Raw genomic sequence first — 15,963 nt, forward strand, 5'->3', positions numbered from 1 at the left:
CTAGTCCATCATATCCGCGGCCCGGGGCGGGTCGGGCACGAAGCCGGGCTGCCAGCTCATGGGGTAGCGCTGGTCGACGTACTTCAGGGCCGTTTCGGTGAGGTAGAGCGGGCGGAAGGTGTCGACCATTACGGCCAGCTCGTGGGTTTCCTTTTTGCCGATGCTGGCTTCCACCGTGCCGGGGTGCGGGCCGTGGGGAATGCCGCTGGGGTGCCAGGTGAAGGACGCCAAATCCACGCCCTTGCGCGACATGAAGTTGCCGGCCACGTAGTACAGCACCTCGTCGGAGTCGACGTTGGAGTGGTTATAGGGCGCCGGAATGGCCTCGGGGTGGTAGTCGAACAGGCGCGGCACGAAGGAGCAAATCACGAAGTTGTGGGCCTCGAACTGCTGGTGCACGGGCGGCGGCTGGTGTATGCGGCCGGTGATGGGCTCGAAGTCGTGAATGCTCATGGCGTAGGGGTAGAAGTAGCCGTCCCAGCCCACCACGTCGAAGGGCGAGTGCTCATAGGTGAGCTGGTGCAGGTAGCCTTCCTTTTTCACCTTGAGCAGGTAGTCGCCGGGCTTTTCCTCCAGCACCAGCTCGGTGGGCGGGCGCATGTCGCGCTCGCAGTAGGGCGCGTGCTCCAGCAGCTGGCCGAAGTGGTTGCGGTAGCGGCGGCAGGTTTCGATGGGGCTGAACGACTCGATGATGAGCAGGCGCACCGGCCCTTCCTCGAAGTGCAGCTGGTGGATGATGGTGCGCGGAATCACCACGTAGTCGCCGGGCTCGAAGGGCACCACGCCCAGCTGGCTCCACAGCTCGCCGCGGCCTTCGTGCACGAATATCACCTCGTCGGCCAGGGCATTCTTGTAGTAGTAGTCCATGCGCTGCGCCGTGGGGTTGCAGATGCTCAGCGTCACGTCGGCGTTGCCGAGCATGGTTTGGCGCGCAGCCAGGTAGTCGCCGCCGGTGCTGGTCTGGCTTAGCGTGCGCAGGTGCTCGGGCTGCAGGGGCCGGTCCTTAAGCAGCTTGGGGGAGAAGGGCTGGGGCTCGCCTACTTCCTTAATCTGGGTAGGGGGGTGGATGTGGTAGAGCAGCGACGACACGCCATGAAAGCCCAGCGTGCCCACCAGCTGCTCCGAGTACAGGGAGCCGTCAGGCTTGCGAAACTGGGTGTGGCGCTTGCGCGGAATCTGGCCGAGGCGGTGGTAAAAAGCCATAACGAGATAGGGGGTGGGATGGGGCTGTGAAGGTACAACAGGAAGCAACGCGAAGTTTCACTGCGCGGCTGCGTAACACTACCGAGCTTTGGTACCTACGCTAATTATACCAGCACCACGTCAGGGTATCTTTACGGCATCGCACGGTTATCCCACCTCACCTCGGCTTGTCTGAAAAGACGAAACCCCGGCTGGTCGAAGAGCCGGGGTTTCAAAGAAGCAGGTGGATGAGCACCTAACTTCTTTCTCTGACATGAGAGACAAACGTGCGAAAAAACTACTGCAGTCAGTCGGTTGGGCTGGCTTGCTGGGGTTTGTGAGCGGAGCTGCAAAAGCCATTGGCTTCTTGCTGCTAAGCTTCTTGCTCCAGCGGTAGTTGGCAAGGGGACAGGCCGGAGGGCTTGCCCCCTTGTTTTTGTTAGGGCTACTAACATGGCAAATATACACCGTCGGCTCAAAAAGAGTTTTCCAGAATAAGCTTTTGTTCTGATGCTTACTCTTATTTAAGAGTGTTTGCTCCAAGCACCACCTGGTATTGGATAAAGCCTACTTACTGCCCAGCAAAGCCAACTGGGCGGCGCTGTCGTTCACGGCCTGAATGGCGCGCAGCAGCTCGGGGTCCTGCTCGCGCAGCACGGTGTAGTAGGCCACCGGGCCGTAGGCGCTGCGGGCGATGTAGGCCTTGAGCTGGTTGCGCACCAGCGGGGCGCAGCGCCGGGCGGCCGCGGGGTCGGCCGGCAGCTTGTCGCGGGTGGCCTGCTCGGCCAGAGTCGCCAGCTGGGCGTCGCTAATGCGGAAGGTGGTGTTGAACTGCTCGAAGCGCAGGCCTTCCAGCTCGGCCTTGTGCTGCTGATAGAACGTAAGCGCAAAGGCCCGCAGCAGGCCGCTGCTTTGCAGGCGGGTAAAGTAGGCCGAGTGGGCCAGGGTGTCGCGGGGCACAAACACGTCGGGCATGATGCCGCCACCACCGTACACGCTGCGGCCGTGGGTGGTGCGGTAGCGCCGTCCTTTGGCCAGGCGGTTGCTGTCGGCCGAGGCCAGCTCGCCGCGCTTTTCGCGCTCCAGCAGGTCGCGGCTGTACTCGGCATAGCTGGCCCCGTAGGGCTTCTGAATGGAGCGGCCCGAGGGCGTGAAGTAGCGGGCAATGGTGAGGCGCAGCTCGCCGCCGTCGTTGAGGGGTATGGGCTGCTGCACCAGGCCCTTGCCAAAGGTGCGGCGTCCCACAATCAGGGCGCGGTCGTGGTCCTGCAGGGCGCCGGCTACTACTTCGGCGGCCGAGGCGCTGCCTTCGTCCACCAGCACCACCAGTGGGCCTTCCTCAAACTCGCCGGCAATGCGGGCGTAGGTCTGGGAATCGTACTGGTCGCCCTTGCCGTCGGTGTACACCAGGCGGCGGGAGCCGGCAATAAACTCGTCGGCCAGCTTGGTGGCGCGGTCGAGGTAGCCGCCGGGGTTGCCGCGCAGGTCGAGCACCAGCCGGCTCAGGCCCTGCCGGCGCAGGTCGGCCAGGGCTACTTTAAACTCGTCGTAGGTATTGGAGGCGAAGCGGCTGACTTTGATGTAGCCCGTTTCGGCATCTATCAGGTAAGCCGCGTCGATGGACGAGTTGGGAATGCGGCTGCGGGTCAGGCTTAGGCTGATGGGCTTGGGCTGGCGCCGCCGCAGCAGGCTCAGCGCGATGCTGCTGCCGCGGGGGCCACGCAGCAGCTGGGTAAGCTGGGCGTTGCTCATGCGGGCGCCCGACACCCGCTTGCCGCCCAGGGTCAGAATCTGGTCGCCGGGCTGAATACCGGCCTGCTCGGCCGGCCCGCCGCTAATGGGGGCCACCACCGTCATGGTGTCGCGGGCCAGGTTGAACTCCAGGCCCACGCCGTCGTAGTCGCTCTGCAGGAAGGCGTCGGTCTTCTCGCGGTCCTTGGCCGGGATGTACACCGAGTGGGGGTCTAGCTTTTCCAGCATCTGCGCCACGGCGTAGTCGGCCAGGGCTTCCGTGTCCACGCTGTCGGCGTAGTCGCGGTCGATGTAGCTCAGGATTTCGCGGAAGCGCAGGTAGCCCCGCGCCGTAGCGTCGGGATTGTCGGAGCCGGGCCGGAAGGGGTTGTTGGCCACCAGCATGCCACTGCCTACGGCTGCTAGCAGCAGCGCGCCCTGCCGCAGCCAGGCCCGCTGCCACCAGGCAGGGCGGCGCCCGGTTGTGGGCCGTTCAGCAAACTCAGAAGCCGGCATGCGCGTGAAGTAGAGCTGATTGCGGAATACGAAGGACTCGGGTGGATACCAAATTTATTGAATTTTTTCGGGGTTTACTTCATGCCAGCATATTGGCCCCGCTATTTTCTGGCAGCAGTCCAAAATATTAAGTTAAAAAGGCAACGGCCCGGGCCAGGCGGGGCGTTATACAGGCGACAGTACCGGAAGGCGAATCCAAAGCCGCCCTAGAGCGGTTGTATCTTTGTGCCGGCACCTCGTGCACCTGTTGTCAGCTGTTGGTTGTCGGTTTTCAGCACTATTCTGATAAAGCCGGCCCCCGAGCCCTGACAACTGACAACGAACAACTGACAACAAAAACCCTACCCCATGCCCCGCATCCTTGCTATCGACTACGGCAACAAGCGCGTGGGTTTGGCCGTGACCGACCCGCTCTGCATCATTGCCTCGCCGCTGGATACCATTCACAGCAAGGACCTGCTGGCTTACGTGAAGGCCTACCACCAGCGCGAGCCCCTCAAGGCCATTGTGGTAGGCATGCCCCGCACCCTGCTCAACGAGGCCACCGATGTCACCAGCGCCGTGGTGGGCCTGCTGCGCACCCTGCGCCGCGAGCTACCCGAGGTGCCCGTGCACGAGCTCGACGAGCGGTTTACCTCCCGCATGGCGCACGCCGCCATGCTGGCCGGCGGCCTGGGCCAGAAAGCCCGCCGCGACAAAGCCACCGTCGACCGCGTCAGCGCCACGCTTATCCTGCAGTCATTTCTGAACTCACCAGCTGGTGGGGAATTATGAGTGATGAATTATGAATTATTGTCTAAATGCCGCTACGAAGCCGCTTTTCACAATTCATAATGCCAACTCATAATTCATAACTCATAATTCATAACTCCCCTCATGATTTACCCCATTGTAGCCGTTGGCGACCCCGTGCTGAAGACCCGGGCCCGCAACATCGCCGCCGACCTGCCCGCCGAAGAGCTTAGCAAGCTGATTGCCGACATGTACGAAACCATGTACTACGCCTCGGGCGTGGGCCTGGCCGCCCCGCAGATTGGCAAGGCCGTGCGCCTGTTCGTAATTGACACCGGCCCCATGGTGGAGCTGGATGAGGACGACAAAAAGGAGCTGGAGGAAAGCGGCGAGGCGCCCGAAGCGCCCATCAAGCGCGCATTCATCAACCCGGTGATGGTGAGCGAAACCGGCGAGGAGTGGGGCTTTGAGGAAGGCTGCCTAAGCATTCCCGGCGTGCGCGAGATGGTGTATCGCCACGCCGACATCGTGCTGCGCTACGAAGACGAAAACCGGCAGCCCCACGAAGAGGCCTTCTCCGGCATGGCCGCCCGCGTGATTCAGCACGAGTACGACCACCTGGAAGGTATTCTGTTTACCGACAAGCTTTCCACCTTCAAGAAGCAGCTGCTCAAAGGCAAGCTGGCCCGCATCAGCAAGGGCGATGTGCGGCACGACTACCGCATGAAGTTCCCGGCCGTGACCGGGCGGCGGTAGGTTGCAGTAGAGCAGCCAGTAGCTGAAAATTTCAAAAAGCCATGCTGAGCCGGCGCTCAGCATGGCTTTTTTATTCGCTATGACGCTGTTTCTTTCTACTTTTAGCGTTCCTCTGGTTTCGTACATATATTGATTACCCCGTGAAAAAGCATCTACTCCTGCTTCTGCTCTGGGCTCCCTTTCTGTTCTGGGCCCGGCAGGCACAGGGCTGGGGCTTTTTCGGGCATCGCCTGCTCAACCGCCTGGCAGTGTACACCCTGCCGCCCGCCATGGTGGGCTTTTTTAAAGCCAACATCGACTACCTGACGGTGAATGCCACGCGGCCCGACTCCCGCCGGGTGGTGGTGCCCGGCGAAGCCCCCAGGCACTTCATCGACGTGGACCGCTACGGCGACAGCGCGGCCTACCGCCTGCCGCGCCGCTACGCCGATGCCATTGCCAGGTACGGCGAAGACTCCCTGCTCAAGCACGGCATTGTGCCCTGGCACGTGGTGAGCATGAAAAACCAGCTCACCGCGGCGTTTCGCGACCGCGACACCGACCGCATCCTGCGCCTGTCGGCCGACATGGGGCACTACGTGGCCGACGCCTGCGTGCCGCTGCACACCACCCGCAACTACAATGGGCAGCTTACCGGGCAGAAGGGCATTCACGGCCTGTGGGAGTCGCGCCTGCCCGAGCTGCTCAGCGCCGACTACGACCTGTTTACAGGCTCGGCCCTCTACCTGGAAAACCCCACCGACGTTATCTGGAACGCCGTAATCCGCTCCAACGCGGCCGTCGATTCGGTGCTGCGCTTTGAGAAGGAGGTGACGGCCAGATTCCCCGAAGACCAGAAGTTTGGCTACGAGCAGCGCGGGAGTGCTACGGTGCGGGCCTATTCCCGCGACTTCAGCCGCGAGTACCACCGGCGACTGAACGGGCAGGTGGAGCGGCAGATGCGCTACGCCGTTCGCCTCATCGGCTCGTTCTGGTACACCTGCTGGGTCGATGCCGGCTCGCCCGACCTAAGCAAGATGACGCGCACGGCCTCCGAAACCGAGAAGCAGCGCCTGGAGCGCGAAGCCAAAGAGGCGGCGGCCGCCCCCGCCCTGGCCATGCCCGGGCACGACGACTAACCCGGCAGGGTTCAGCTGCGGGGAATAGGCAGGCTTTCCGCTGGGAATTAGGCCGCGGCCCCTCGCGTCGGCAGGTTCGCGCCCAGTAGCATAGCCAGGGTGTATCGCAGCTTACGGCAGGTGGTTTTCGACGCCAATTCGCCAAGCGTGTACGAAGCTGGTACAAAGCAAATGCCCTATGAAAAGCCAGCGGGTAGCCGACTTTTCATAGGGCATACAGTTTAAGTAGAGGCGTTTATGGCTGAAGGCTCGGTCAGGCCTAAAGCGCCGAAGCTCGCTGCAGCAGGCAGGGTGCAGCGGCTGCTTTGCCCCTTAGCGGTTGCGGCCGTACTGCTCGTGGCTGCTCACCCAGTCGGAGCTGCTGATGGCCGAGCCCAGGCTGAGCTCGCCGGCCAGCACCACGCCGGCCACGATTTCGGCAAACTTATTTACCGTGCCGCGGCCCACGCAGCCCAGCATCTGCAGGCACTCGTTTTGGGTGGCCAGGCCGGTGCCGCCGCCGTGGGTGGCCACAATCAGCGAGGGAATGGTGATGCTGATGTAGAGGTCGCCCTCCGGGGTCACTTCCGAATACAGAATGCCGGCCGACGATTCGCTCACGTTGGCCACGTCCTGGCCGGTGGCGATGAACATGGCTGTGATGCCGTTGGCGGAGTGGGCCCCGTTGTTGTTGGCCCCCGAGATGAAGGCGCCCACGTTGCTTACCTGCCCGTGGTAGGCCAGCTGCTCCGGCGTCACGCGCATGCGCTGCTGCAGAATGTCGCGCTTCACCACGGCTTCGGCCACCACACGCTTGCCGCGGGTGCGCATCACGTTAATCTGGCTGGCTTTCTTGTCGGTAGCGAAGTTAGACTCCAGGTAGAAGTGCTCGATTTTGCTGCCTTTGTAGTTTTCCAGAATCCAGGAGCAGGCGGCGAAGGTGGCGCGGCCCACCATGTTCTGCCCGGCGGCGTCGCCGGTCGAGAAGTTAAAGCGCAGGTAGGCGAACTTGTTGCTGAGGTAGGTATCGATGTACTGCAGCTTGGCCACGCGCGAGGTGCTTTCCGCTTCGGGCCGGATGAGGTCGATGTTTTCCTCCACCCAGCGGCCGAAGTCGCGGGCGCCGCGGGCATCGGCAAACACGAATACGGGGGCCCGCTGCATGGCGTCGCCGATAACGGTGCACTTCACGCCCCCGCAGAGGTTGAGCAGCTGAATGCCGCGGTTGTAGCTGGCCACCAGGGTGCCTTCGGTGGTGGCCATGGGAATGAGGAAGTCGCCCTGGGCGTGCTCGCCGTGCACGGTGAGCGGCCCGGCCAGGCCCACCGGAATCTGGGCCACGCCCACGAAATGCTCGCAGTTGCCCTGCAGCATGTGGGCGTCGAAGGAGTAGTGCTTGAGGTGCTTGAACTCCTTTTCGCTGAACTGCTCGGCAAAGCGCTGGCGGGCCGCGATGGCGGCCTCGGAGTAGTCGTCGTCCGAGGAGCGCGGAATGCGGGGCTTTTGGTTGTTGGGGCTTACGATGGCGTCTTCCACCTCCACGTGCAGGTCGCCAAAGGCGTCGGTCGAGAACCATACCTGCACCGGGTGCATGCCTTCCTTCAGGGCCGGCGTGTCGAGCACAAACATCAGGCTGCGGCCCACGGGCAGCTCAATGGCTTGGCCATTGCTGTTGATGGCGCTGGCCGGGCGGCGCTCACCCCCGCCCATATCCACCTGGATTTTGTCGGCCGGAATCTCCGTATCGCCAATCCGCACCCTGGCTACGCCGGTAAGCGTCACCGTGTCGAGGCGGTTCTTGATGCTGAAGGCAACACCTTCGTTCTGGGGCAGGTTATGCAGGCTGCCGCGCGTATAGAGCAGCTTAAGCAGCATCGGGGAGGGCGTAAAAACCATGGTGGGTAAGGTGGTTTGAGTGAAGAAAAAGCCAGGGCACCAACGGCGCGCCGTGAAGATGCAGGTTTTTGGGGATAATACCCAAGCAATACTGCGGTTGAGCTTATTTCAACCGGAAGGTGATGGGAACTGTCAGGCTCATGGGCACGGGCCGATTTCCTTGCCGGCCAGGCACAATATCAGTCAGTCCGCGGATGGCTTCCAATGCAGCCTCATCAAGAATCGGATGCAGGCTTTTGACTGTTTTAACGTTGCTTATTTGTCCATCTGCTTCTACCGTAAAGCTGGCATACATGCGCCCTTCTACCTGCAGTATCCTGCCATCTTCCTGTTTGGGCCACCGCAGTTGTGCGTGAATGCGGTCTACAATAGCCTTCGTGCCGCCCCTGTTGTGCAAATAGGGCATTTGTTCCACAGAGCCGCTATATACTGCTGGAGTCGGCTGTGGCATCTCTGGCTCCAAATTCTTTAGGTCTTCGAGACCATGCATTGGTGTTGGTTTTAGTAGTGCAATCCTTGTTGGTTCTGGCGTAGGCACTACTGTGGCCTGCCGCACCTGGGCCAGCCCCTCCCGCGCCGTCAGGCCCTGCCCCACAATCAGCACCAGGGCCAGCACAAACCACTTCAGCCGCCGCGACAGGGGAGGGGCGGCCACCTGGCTGGCCCGGAATGAGCCGCACACCCGCCCGTCGGGCGCGGCAGCGCGGGCGGCGGCCAGGTCGGCCACCGGGTCGGCCGACTGGCTGAAATCGAGCACTACGCGCTGGCACTGCCCGCAAAACCGGCCCTGGTCCTGGGGCGTGAAGGCCTCAGGGCCTACCGGACAAGGATTTAGGCGGGCGTTGAAGGTGGGTAGCAGCAGCATAAGGCCTGAATTTATGGATGAAAAACTACTGATTTTTCAAACGGCAGGCTGAAAAGTAAAGTATGCGCGGCGCTTTTGCGTCAGCACCGGGCAACTGCCCGGGTCGGTTCACAGTCTGTTTGGGCAAAGCGCCCTGCTGCCGAAAAAACACCCGTGGGGCTAGCTGGTTGTGTCTTCTGCTGCCGCTCCACAGTAGGAGGGCCGGCCCCCTGCCTGGGCCGGCTATGTTACCTTTGCCTTACCAGGGGCCACCACCCCCTCGCTACCTTTCTGCTATGTCACTATCCGCCAACTACCCTCGTTTTACGCTCGGCAGCTCCCTTACTCCGGAGCAGCGGGCGTTTTTTGCTAAGTACGGCTTTCTGCACTTCCGCCCGTTTGCCAGCCCCGAGCAGGTGCAGGAAATTATCAAGGCCACCCAGGAGGTGCAGGCCCGATGGATAGCCGAAGGCGTGGAAAAAGTCAATGGCGTGCCCATCAAGTACGGCAAGGATGTGGACGGCTCCCCCATTGTGCAGCGCTTTGCCTTCGCCTCCCAGTACCACCCCGTGCTGCACGAGCTGCTGCAGGACGAGCGGTACCGCGCCCTGTTTCCCTTGCTCGAAGCCGAAGGCGGCCGGGTAGGGGAGAACGAAAAGGACGGCCTGGTAGTCAACCACTACGTGAACGTGGAGGGCTCGGAGTTCAGCCAGATGGGCTGGCACACCGACTCGCTGCGCGACGTGTTCTACGGCAAGCGAATCGGCCCCATGCTGAACGTGGGCCTGCACCTCGACGGCACCAAGGCTACCAACGGCGGCCTGCGCATCATTCCCGGCACCCACCGCCAGGGCCTGCACAAGATGCTGTTCCGCAAGAAGTACTACAAGGACGTCTTCTACGACCCGCACGAGCTGGCCGTGGAAACCGAAGCCGGCGACCTTACCGTGCACGACGGCCGAATGTGGCACCGCGTGGCGCAGTCGCCGCTGGTGGGCGAAGCTTCCCGCCGCCGCGTCATGTACGTGCCCATCATCGCCGGCAAGTACCAGCCCAAAACCGAGAACAGCCCCACGCCGTTCTACCTGCGGTTTTTACACTTGGTGAAGTAAACCAATGAACAATTATCAGTGAGCAATGAGCAGTGTTGTTCAAGGAACCTGGCAATTGTTCATTGCTCACTGATAATTGTTCATTGATTATGGCTTACGCATTAGTTACTGGCGCCTCGCGCGGCATTGGCCGCGCCCTGGCGCTTTCCCTGGCCGAGTGCGGCTACGACCTGCTGCTGGTGGCCCGCTCCGGGGAGGCCTTGCAGGAGCTGGCTTCGGAAATCATTCTCAAGCACCAGCGCGAGGCCGACTTTCTGGCCATCGACCTGGCCGAACCCGAGGCGGCAACAACGGTAGCGGGCTGGGTGCAGCAGCAGACCCCGAACCTGGCCGTGCTGGTGAACAACGCCGGCTACGGCCTCTGGGGCCGCTTCGAGCAGCTGCCCCTGGCCGAGCAGCAGAACATGCTGCAGCTGAACATGGCCCTGCCCGTGGCCCTGACCCACGCCCTGCTGCCCGCCCTGCGGGCCGGCCGCGACAGCCAGAAGAGCTACATCCTGAACGTGGCCAGCACCGCCGCCTACCAGGCCGTGCCCTCGCTCACGCTCTACGCCGCCAGCAAAGCCTTTCTACTCAGCTTCAGCCGGGGCCTGCGCTACGAGCTCAAGGATACCAAAGTGTCGGTCACCTGCCTCTGCCCCGGGGCCACCACCACCAGCTTTGCCGACCGCGCCGGCATGGGCAGCGAGCTGCAGAAAACCGCCGAGAAGGTGTCGATGACGCCCGAGGCCGTGGCCGCCGTAGCCGTGGCCGGCATGCTCAGCGGGCAGGCCGAAGTGGTGCCCGGCATTATCAACAAAGTGTCGGCCGGCCTCACCAGCCTCGTGCCCAAGGGCCTTACCGAGCGCATCGCCGCCGGCATCTACGAGAAGTACCTGTAACGCGGAATTTCATTCCGCGACTGGCGCGCGCCAAGCCGTCGCAGGGTCGCGGAATGCAATTCCGCGCTACGGGTATCCTGCAGGGCCTTAGGCTGCAAAGGGTGGCCGCCAATGGCTCCGGCCTGCCGATAAATCGGGGGCAGTAGTCGATGGAGTAAACCTCTCGGTCGGGCGCCAGTGCGCAGGGGCACGGGAAAGGCTAAGTTTGTAACAGCCCCTTCATGTCTTATGGCTGTATTCTCGCTCCGGCGCTACCTCACCCCGCTTATTCATGTGCTGGTGTGGCTGCTGTTCGGCGTCACCTTTCTGTTGTTTGAGCCCCTTACCGGGCGCCTCACCTCGCTGCCCACGCAGTTCTGGGTAAAGCAGGCGCTGATGTTTGGGGTGTGGATAGCCCTGTTCTACTTCAACGCCCGCGTGCTGGTGCCCCGGCTGCTGTTTCGCGGGCACATGGGCCGGCTGGGGCTGGCCCTGCTGGGGCTGGTAGCCGGCATTCAGCTGCTGAGCTGGGCCCTGAGCACCGCCCTGGATTTGACAAACCTTATCAACCGGGCGTTTGAGGCCATTAACCTGCCGCCGCCGCCGCCGCGCACCATCATCGGCAGCTTTCGCTTCGACCCCAAAAGTATTCTGACGACGCTGCTGGTGCTGGGCATCAGCACCGCCATTGCCGTGGTGCAGCACTGGCAACAGGATGCCCGCACCCGGCAGGAGCTGGAGCAGCAGCGCGTAGGGGCCGAGCTGGCCACGCTGAAAGCCCAGATAAACCCGCACTTCTTCTTCAACACGCTGAACAACATCTACTCGCTTACGCTGAGCGACGGCGAGAAGGCCCGCGCCGCCATTCACCGGCTGTCGCGCATGATGCGCTACGTGCTGTATGATACCACCAGCGGCAGCACCTGCCTGGGCCAGGAAGCCGATTTTATCCGCGACTACATCGACCTGATGCAGCTGCGCCTTACCGACCGGGTACGCATTGTGTTTGACCGGCCCGAGCCCCTGCACGACGCGCCCATTGCGCCCATGCTGCTGCTGCCTTTTATTGAGAATGCCTTCAAGCACGGGGTGGCCGCCACGGCCCACAGCCACATCTGCATTGCCCTGCGCCAGCCCCAGGCCAGTATTGTGGAGCTGGAAGTGCGCAACTCCCGCCTGCCCGCGCCCGGCGCCGACCTGGCCGGCAGCAACGGCATCGGGCTGGCCAACACCCGCCGCCGGCTCGACCTGCTCTACCCCGGGCGCTACCAGCTGCAGGTAGACGAGCGCACGCCCGAAAACGAATTCCGGGTTCATCTCACCATTCAAGTAGCATAGCATGACCACGCTCAAGTGCATTGCCGTTGATGACGAGCCCCTGGCTCTGGATTTGGTGTGTGCCTTTATCCGACAAACGCCGTTTCTGGAGCTGGTGGGCCGCTATGGCAGCGGCATCGAAGCCCTGCGCGGCCTGCACGAGCACAAGGGAACCGTCGACCTGGCTTTTCTCGATATTCAGATGCAGGAGCTTACCGGGCTGGAGCTGGCCCGCGTGCTGGGGCCCGACGGCCCGCGCATTGTGTTCACCACGGCCTTTTCGCAGTACGCGGTGGAAGGCTACCGCGTCGATGCCCTGGACTACCTGGTGAAGCCGTTCAACTACGAGGAGTTTTTACGGGCGGCTACCAAGGCCCGCAACTACGTGGAGCGGCAGCAGGCCAGCCAGGAGGCCGCCCCGGCCACCGAGGAAGACCACCTCTTTCTCAAGGCCGAGTACCAGCTGGTGCGCGTGGCCTTCGACGATATTCTGTACGTGGAGGGGTTGAAAGACTATGTGAAGGTGCACCTGAAAAGCACGCCCAAGCCCCTGCTTTCCCTGATGAGCCTCAAGACCATGGAGGAAAAGCTGCCGCCCCGCCGCTTTCTGCGCATTCACCGCTCCTTTATTGTGGCCCTGGATAAGATTGAAGCCGTGCGCCGCCTCACGGTGCAGATTGGAGGCTTTACCATCCCCGTGGGCGACCAATACAAAGACGCCTTCATGCAGTTCCTGAGTCGCTGGGTTTAACCTGGTCGCCCAGCCCCTGCTTCTGCTTGCTGCTGGCAAACGTATCGACGCGGTCCGCAAGGCCGGCCCCCACCGGGAGCCGGTCTTGCGGACCGCGCTGTTTTAGGGAGGGGTGAAAAATTTTTGCCGGAACTAATGTATGTACATTAAATGTATGTACATTTGTAGCGCGCAGCTGGAAAAGCGGCGTGGTGGCGTCGGAGCAACCGGCGTTGCCCCATCACCTTTTTTTCTTCCCCTCAAAAACCCTAATACCATGGCCACCAACTGGAAAGTAGACACCGCCCACAGCGAAGTGCAGTTCAAAGTGAAGCACCTGATGATTACCACCGTCACGGGCTACTTCAAAACGTTCGACCTGGAGGTAAGCACCGAGGGCGACGACTTCAGCAAGGCCTCGTCCATCGTCTTCACGGCCGATGTCGACTCCATCAACACCAACAACGAGCAGCGCGACGCCCACCTGAAGTCGGCCGACTTCTTCGATGCGGCCAGCCACGGGCAGATTCGCTTCGTGGGCCGGCAGTTTGAGAAAACCGGCGACGACACGGCCCTACTGCACGGCGACCTCACCATTCGCGGCGTAAGCAAGCCCGTGACGGTGAACGTGGAGCTGGGCGGCATCGTGGTCGACCCCTACGGGCAGACCAAGGCCGGCTTTACCGTCGACGCCAAAATCAGCCGCAAGGAGTTCGGCCTCACCTGGAACGCCGTAACCGAAGCCGGCAGCGTGGTAGTGAGCGACGAAATCAAGCTGCACAGCGAAATCCAGCTCGTGAAGCAGGGTTGATTTTAGGGCTTAGGTATTAGGTCGTTAGGTCTTGGGTAGTTTTTCAACCATTTCCTCATCACGAAGGCCAAGACCTAAGCAAGCCTGATACCTGAGCTACTAATCCCTAAGTTCCTAATACCTAAGACCTGAGAAATGGCCCAGACTGTTTTGCACTCCGCCAACACCCGGGGGCACGCCAACCACGGTTGGCTGAATTCTTACCATAGCTTCAGCTTTGCCGGCTACCAGAACCCGTCCCGCATTCACTTCGGCGCCTTGCGCGTGCTGAACGACGACACCGTGGCCGGGGGCATGGGCTTTGGGCGGCACCCACACGACAACATGGAAATTATTTCCATTCCGCTGGTGGGCGACCTCGAGCACCAGGATTCTATGGGCAACAAGGCGGTTATCCGGCAGGGCGACGTGCAGGTGATGAGCGCCGGCACCGGCATTGCCCACAGCGAGAAAAACCACAGCACCAAAGACCCGGTGAAGTTCCTGCAAATCTGGGTGTTTCCCAACGACCGCGACGTAAAGCCCCGCTACGACCAGCAGAGCTTCCGCCTCGAAGACCGCCACAACCGCCTGCTGCAGGTAGTATCGCCCAACCCCGACGACGAAGGCGTGTGGCTGCACCAGGATGCCTGGTTTCACCTGGGCAAGCTCGACAAAGGCTTCAGCACCGAGTACCAGCTGAAGAAAGCCGGCAACGGCGTATATGCCTTTGTGCTGGAAGGCGAGGTAAGCATAGCCGGGCAGGCCCTGCAGCGCCGCGACGGCTTTGGCATCTGGGACACCGAGCAATTCAGCATCACCGCCGATGCCGACGCCGAAATCCTGCTCATGGAAGTGCCGATGGAGTTTTAAAGCTTAGACATGAGACCTTAGACCTTAGACATGAGAATCGTTCGGCCGAAAGAACTTTCTAACGTCTCATGTCTAAGGTCTAATATCTAAGCTCTGAAGTCCTAACCCCAACGTCTGTTTTATTCGATGAAAACCGCCCCCACCACTTATCCCGTTAGCCCGCTGATTCGCCAGCGCTGGAGCCCGCGCTCCTTCACCGGCCAGGCCATTGCGCCTGATACGCTCAACCAGGTGTTTGAGGCCGCCTCCTGGGCCTTTAGCGCCATGAATGAGCAGCCCTGGCGCTATATCTACGCGCACCAGGCCGACACCGAAGCTTTTGAGCGCCTGCTTAGCTGCCTGCTGCCGGGCAACCAGCCCTGGGCCCGCCATGCGGCCGTGCTGGCCATCTCCCTGGTGAAAACTCACTACGACAATGGGCAACCGAACCGCACGGCCATGCACGACGTGGGCGCGGCCAACGCCACCCTGGCCCTGGAGGCTACGGCGCTGGGCCTGGGCACCCACGTAATGGGCGGCTTCGACATGGCCCGCACCCGCGAGGTGTTTGGCCTGCCCCATACCCTCGACGTAGTGGCCTTCCTGGCCCTGGGCTACCCCGGCGAGGCCGAGCAGCTGGAGGAGCCTTTCCGCAGCCGCGAGCTGGCCCCGCGCCGGCGCAAGGCTCTCGACGAGTTTGTATTCCCCCAGCAGCTGCCCGTAACCGTATGAAATACACCATCACCCGCGCCGATGAGCGCGGCCGCAAAGACATTGGCTGGCTGAAAAGCAACTTTACGTTCAGCTTCAGCAGCTACGCCAACCCCCAGCGCAATGGCTTTGGCCTGCTGCGGGCCTTCAACGACGACTTTGTGGAGCCCGGCAAGGGCTTTGGCATTCACCCGCACGCCAACATGGAAATCATCTCCGTGCTGCTAGCCGGCAGCATGAACCACATCGACTCCATGGGCTACAAGGACGTGGTGCACCAGGACTGGGTGCAGATAATGAGCGCCGGCAGCGGCCTGCGCCACGAAGAATACAACGTGGGCGACGACGACGTGAACTTCCTGCAAATCTGGATTGAGCCCAAGCTGCAGAACATCACCCCGCGCTACCAGCGCCGCCACTTCCCGGAGGAGCAGCGCAAAAACCGCCTCACCACCATTGTCAGCAACGAAGAAGGCCAGGCGCATTGCTGGATAAATCAGAACGCCCGCCTCTCGCTTGGCTACTACGAAGAGCCGCAGACAGTGGCGTATAGCTTCAACCCGCTCAACAAGGCCCTGTTCGTGTTTGTCATCAGCGGCAGCGTAGAGGTAGCCGGCCAGCAGCTGGCAGCCCGCGACAGCATCGGCCTCTGGGAAACCGGAGAGGTCAGCCTGGCCTGTGGCCCCGGCACCCGCTTCCTGCTGATTGAGGCTCCAATCAATCATTAAGTTATCAGTTGTCAGTTGTTAGTTGTTAGTTGTTAGTTGTCAGGTCGTTCTGATAGTTGCATTGTAAGAACGAGCTGACAACTAATAACTAACAACTAACAACTCGTTT

15 protein-coding genes are annotated in these 15,963 nt (G+C 61.7%); 11 read left to right on the plus strand and 4 right to left on the minus strand.

Annotated features, from left to right (window positions below):
* Entirely contained in the window at positions 1-1,203 is a 1,203-nt protein-coding gene (locus tag ABD919_RS01765) for a homogentisate 1,2-dioxygenase (RefSeq protein WP_345233241.1), read from the minus strand.
* Between the two features lie 546 nt (positions 1,204-1,749).
* The gene (locus ABD919_RS01770) at positions 1,750-3,429 is read right to left on the minus strand and encodes a S41 family peptidase (RefSeq protein ID WP_345233243.1); all 1,680 of its coding nucleotides are present in this window, start codon (positions 3,427-3,429) and stop codon (positions 1,750-1,752) included.
* Between the two features lie 348 nt (positions 3,430-3,777).
* Here ABD919_RS01770 and ruvX point away from each other — a divergent pair, with 348 nt between their 5' ends.
* The 3 genes from ruvX to ABD919_RS01785 all read left to right on the plus strand — a co-directional run bounded on the left by ruvX (position 3,778) and on the right by ABD919_RS01785 (position 6,035).
* Positions 3,778-4,203, plus strand: a complete 426-nt coding sequence (gene ruvX, locus ABD919_RS01775) for a Holliday junction resolvase RuvX (RefSeq protein WP_345233245.1) — start codon at positions 3,778-3,780, stop codon at positions 4,201-4,203.
* A 102-nt stretch (positions 4,204-4,305) separates the two neighbouring features.
* Entirely contained in the window at positions 4,306-4,917 is a 612-nt protein-coding gene (gene def, locus ABD919_RS01780) for a peptide deformylase (RefSeq protein WP_345233247.1), read from the plus strand.
* Between the two features lie 140 nt (positions 4,918-5,057).
* Positions 5,058-6,035 (plus strand): zinc dependent phospholipase C family protein, encoded by a 978-nt coding sequence (locus ABD919_RS01785; RefSeq protein ID WP_345233248.1) that lies wholly within the window; start codon positions 5,058-5,060, stop codon positions 6,033-6,035.
* A 312-nt stretch (positions 6,036-6,347) separates the two neighbouring features.
* Here ABD919_RS01785 and ABD919_RS01790 read toward each other — a convergent pair whose 3' ends face one another.
* Both ABD919_RS01790 and ABD919_RS01795 read right to left on the minus strand, forming a co-directional pair.
* On the minus strand, positions 6,348-7,910 hold the full coding sequence (locus ABD919_RS01790) for a hydroxymethylglutaryl-CoA reductase (protein ID WP_345233250.1): 1,563 nt from the start codon (positions 7,908-7,910) through the stop codon (positions 6,348-6,350).
* A 103-nt stretch (positions 7,911-8,013) separates the two neighbouring features.
* Complete coding sequence (locus ABD919_RS01795; RefSeq protein WP_345233252.1) at positions 8,014-8,775, minus strand: energy transducer TonB; 762 nt, start codon at positions 8,773-8,775, stop codon at positions 8,014-8,016.
* Between the two features lie 275 nt (positions 8,776-9,050).
* On the opposite strand from ABD919_RS01795, the gene ABD919_RS01800 reads away from it, so the two are divergent.
* From ABD919_RS01800 to ABD919_RS01835, 8 genes are all read left to right on the plus strand, one after another.
* On the plus strand, positions 9,051-9,866 hold the full coding sequence (locus ABD919_RS01800) for a phytanoyl-CoA dioxygenase family protein (RefSeq protein WP_345233253.1): 816 nt from the start codon (positions 9,051-9,053) through the stop codon (positions 9,864-9,866).
* Between the two features lie 89 nt (positions 9,867-9,955).
* Positions 9,956-10,747: an SDR family NAD(P)-dependent oxidoreductase gene (locus tag ABD919_RS01805; protein WP_345233255.1), complete on the plus strand. Its 792-nt coding sequence runs from the start codon at positions 9,956-9,958 to the stop codon at positions 10,745-10,747.
* A gap of 228 nt (positions 10,748-10,975) precedes the next feature.
* Complete coding sequence (locus ABD919_RS01810; protein ID WP_345233257.1) at positions 10,976-12,064, plus strand: sensor histidine kinase; 1,089 nt, start codon at positions 10,976-10,978, stop codon at positions 12,062-12,064.
* A gap of 1 nt (position 12,065) precedes the next feature.
* Positions 12,066-12,794 carry a LytR/AlgR family response regulator transcription factor gene (locus ABD919_RS01815; protein WP_345233258.1) on the plus strand — a complete coding sequence of 243 codons (729 nt, stop codon included), beginning with the start codon at positions 12,066-12,068 and terminating at the stop codon, positions 12,792-12,794.
* A gap of 256 nt (positions 12,795-13,050) precedes the next feature.
* Complete coding sequence (locus ABD919_RS01820; protein WP_345233260.1) at positions 13,051-13,584, plus strand: YceI family protein; 534 nt, start codon at positions 13,051-13,053, stop codon at positions 13,582-13,584.
* A gap of 135 nt (positions 13,585-13,719) precedes the next feature.
* On the plus strand, positions 13,720-14,436 hold the full coding sequence (locus ABD919_RS01825; RefSeq protein WP_345233262.1) for a pirin family protein: 717 nt from the start codon (positions 13,720-13,722) through the stop codon (positions 14,434-14,436).
* A 126-nt stretch (positions 14,437-14,562) separates the two neighbouring features.
* Positions 14,563-15,147 (plus strand): nitroreductase family protein, encoded by a 585-nt coding sequence (locus tag ABD919_RS01830; protein ID WP_345233263.1) that lies wholly within the window; start codon positions 14,563-14,565, stop codon positions 15,145-15,147.
* Positions 15,144-15,854: a pirin family protein gene (locus ABD919_RS01835; RefSeq protein WP_345233264.1), complete on the plus strand. Its 711-nt coding sequence runs from the start codon at positions 15,144-15,146 to the stop codon at positions 15,852-15,854. The genes ABD919_RS01830 and ABD919_RS01835 overlap by 4 nt, the downstream gene beginning before the upstream one ends.
* Positions 15,855-15,963 lie beyond the last annotated feature (109 nt).

The sequence above is a fragment of the Hymenobacter saemangeumensis genome, assembly GCF_039541835.1.
In the GTDB taxonomy this organism is placed as follows: Bacteria; Bacteroidota; Bacteroidia; order Cytophagales; family Hymenobacteraceae; genus Hymenobacter; species Hymenobacter saemangeumensis.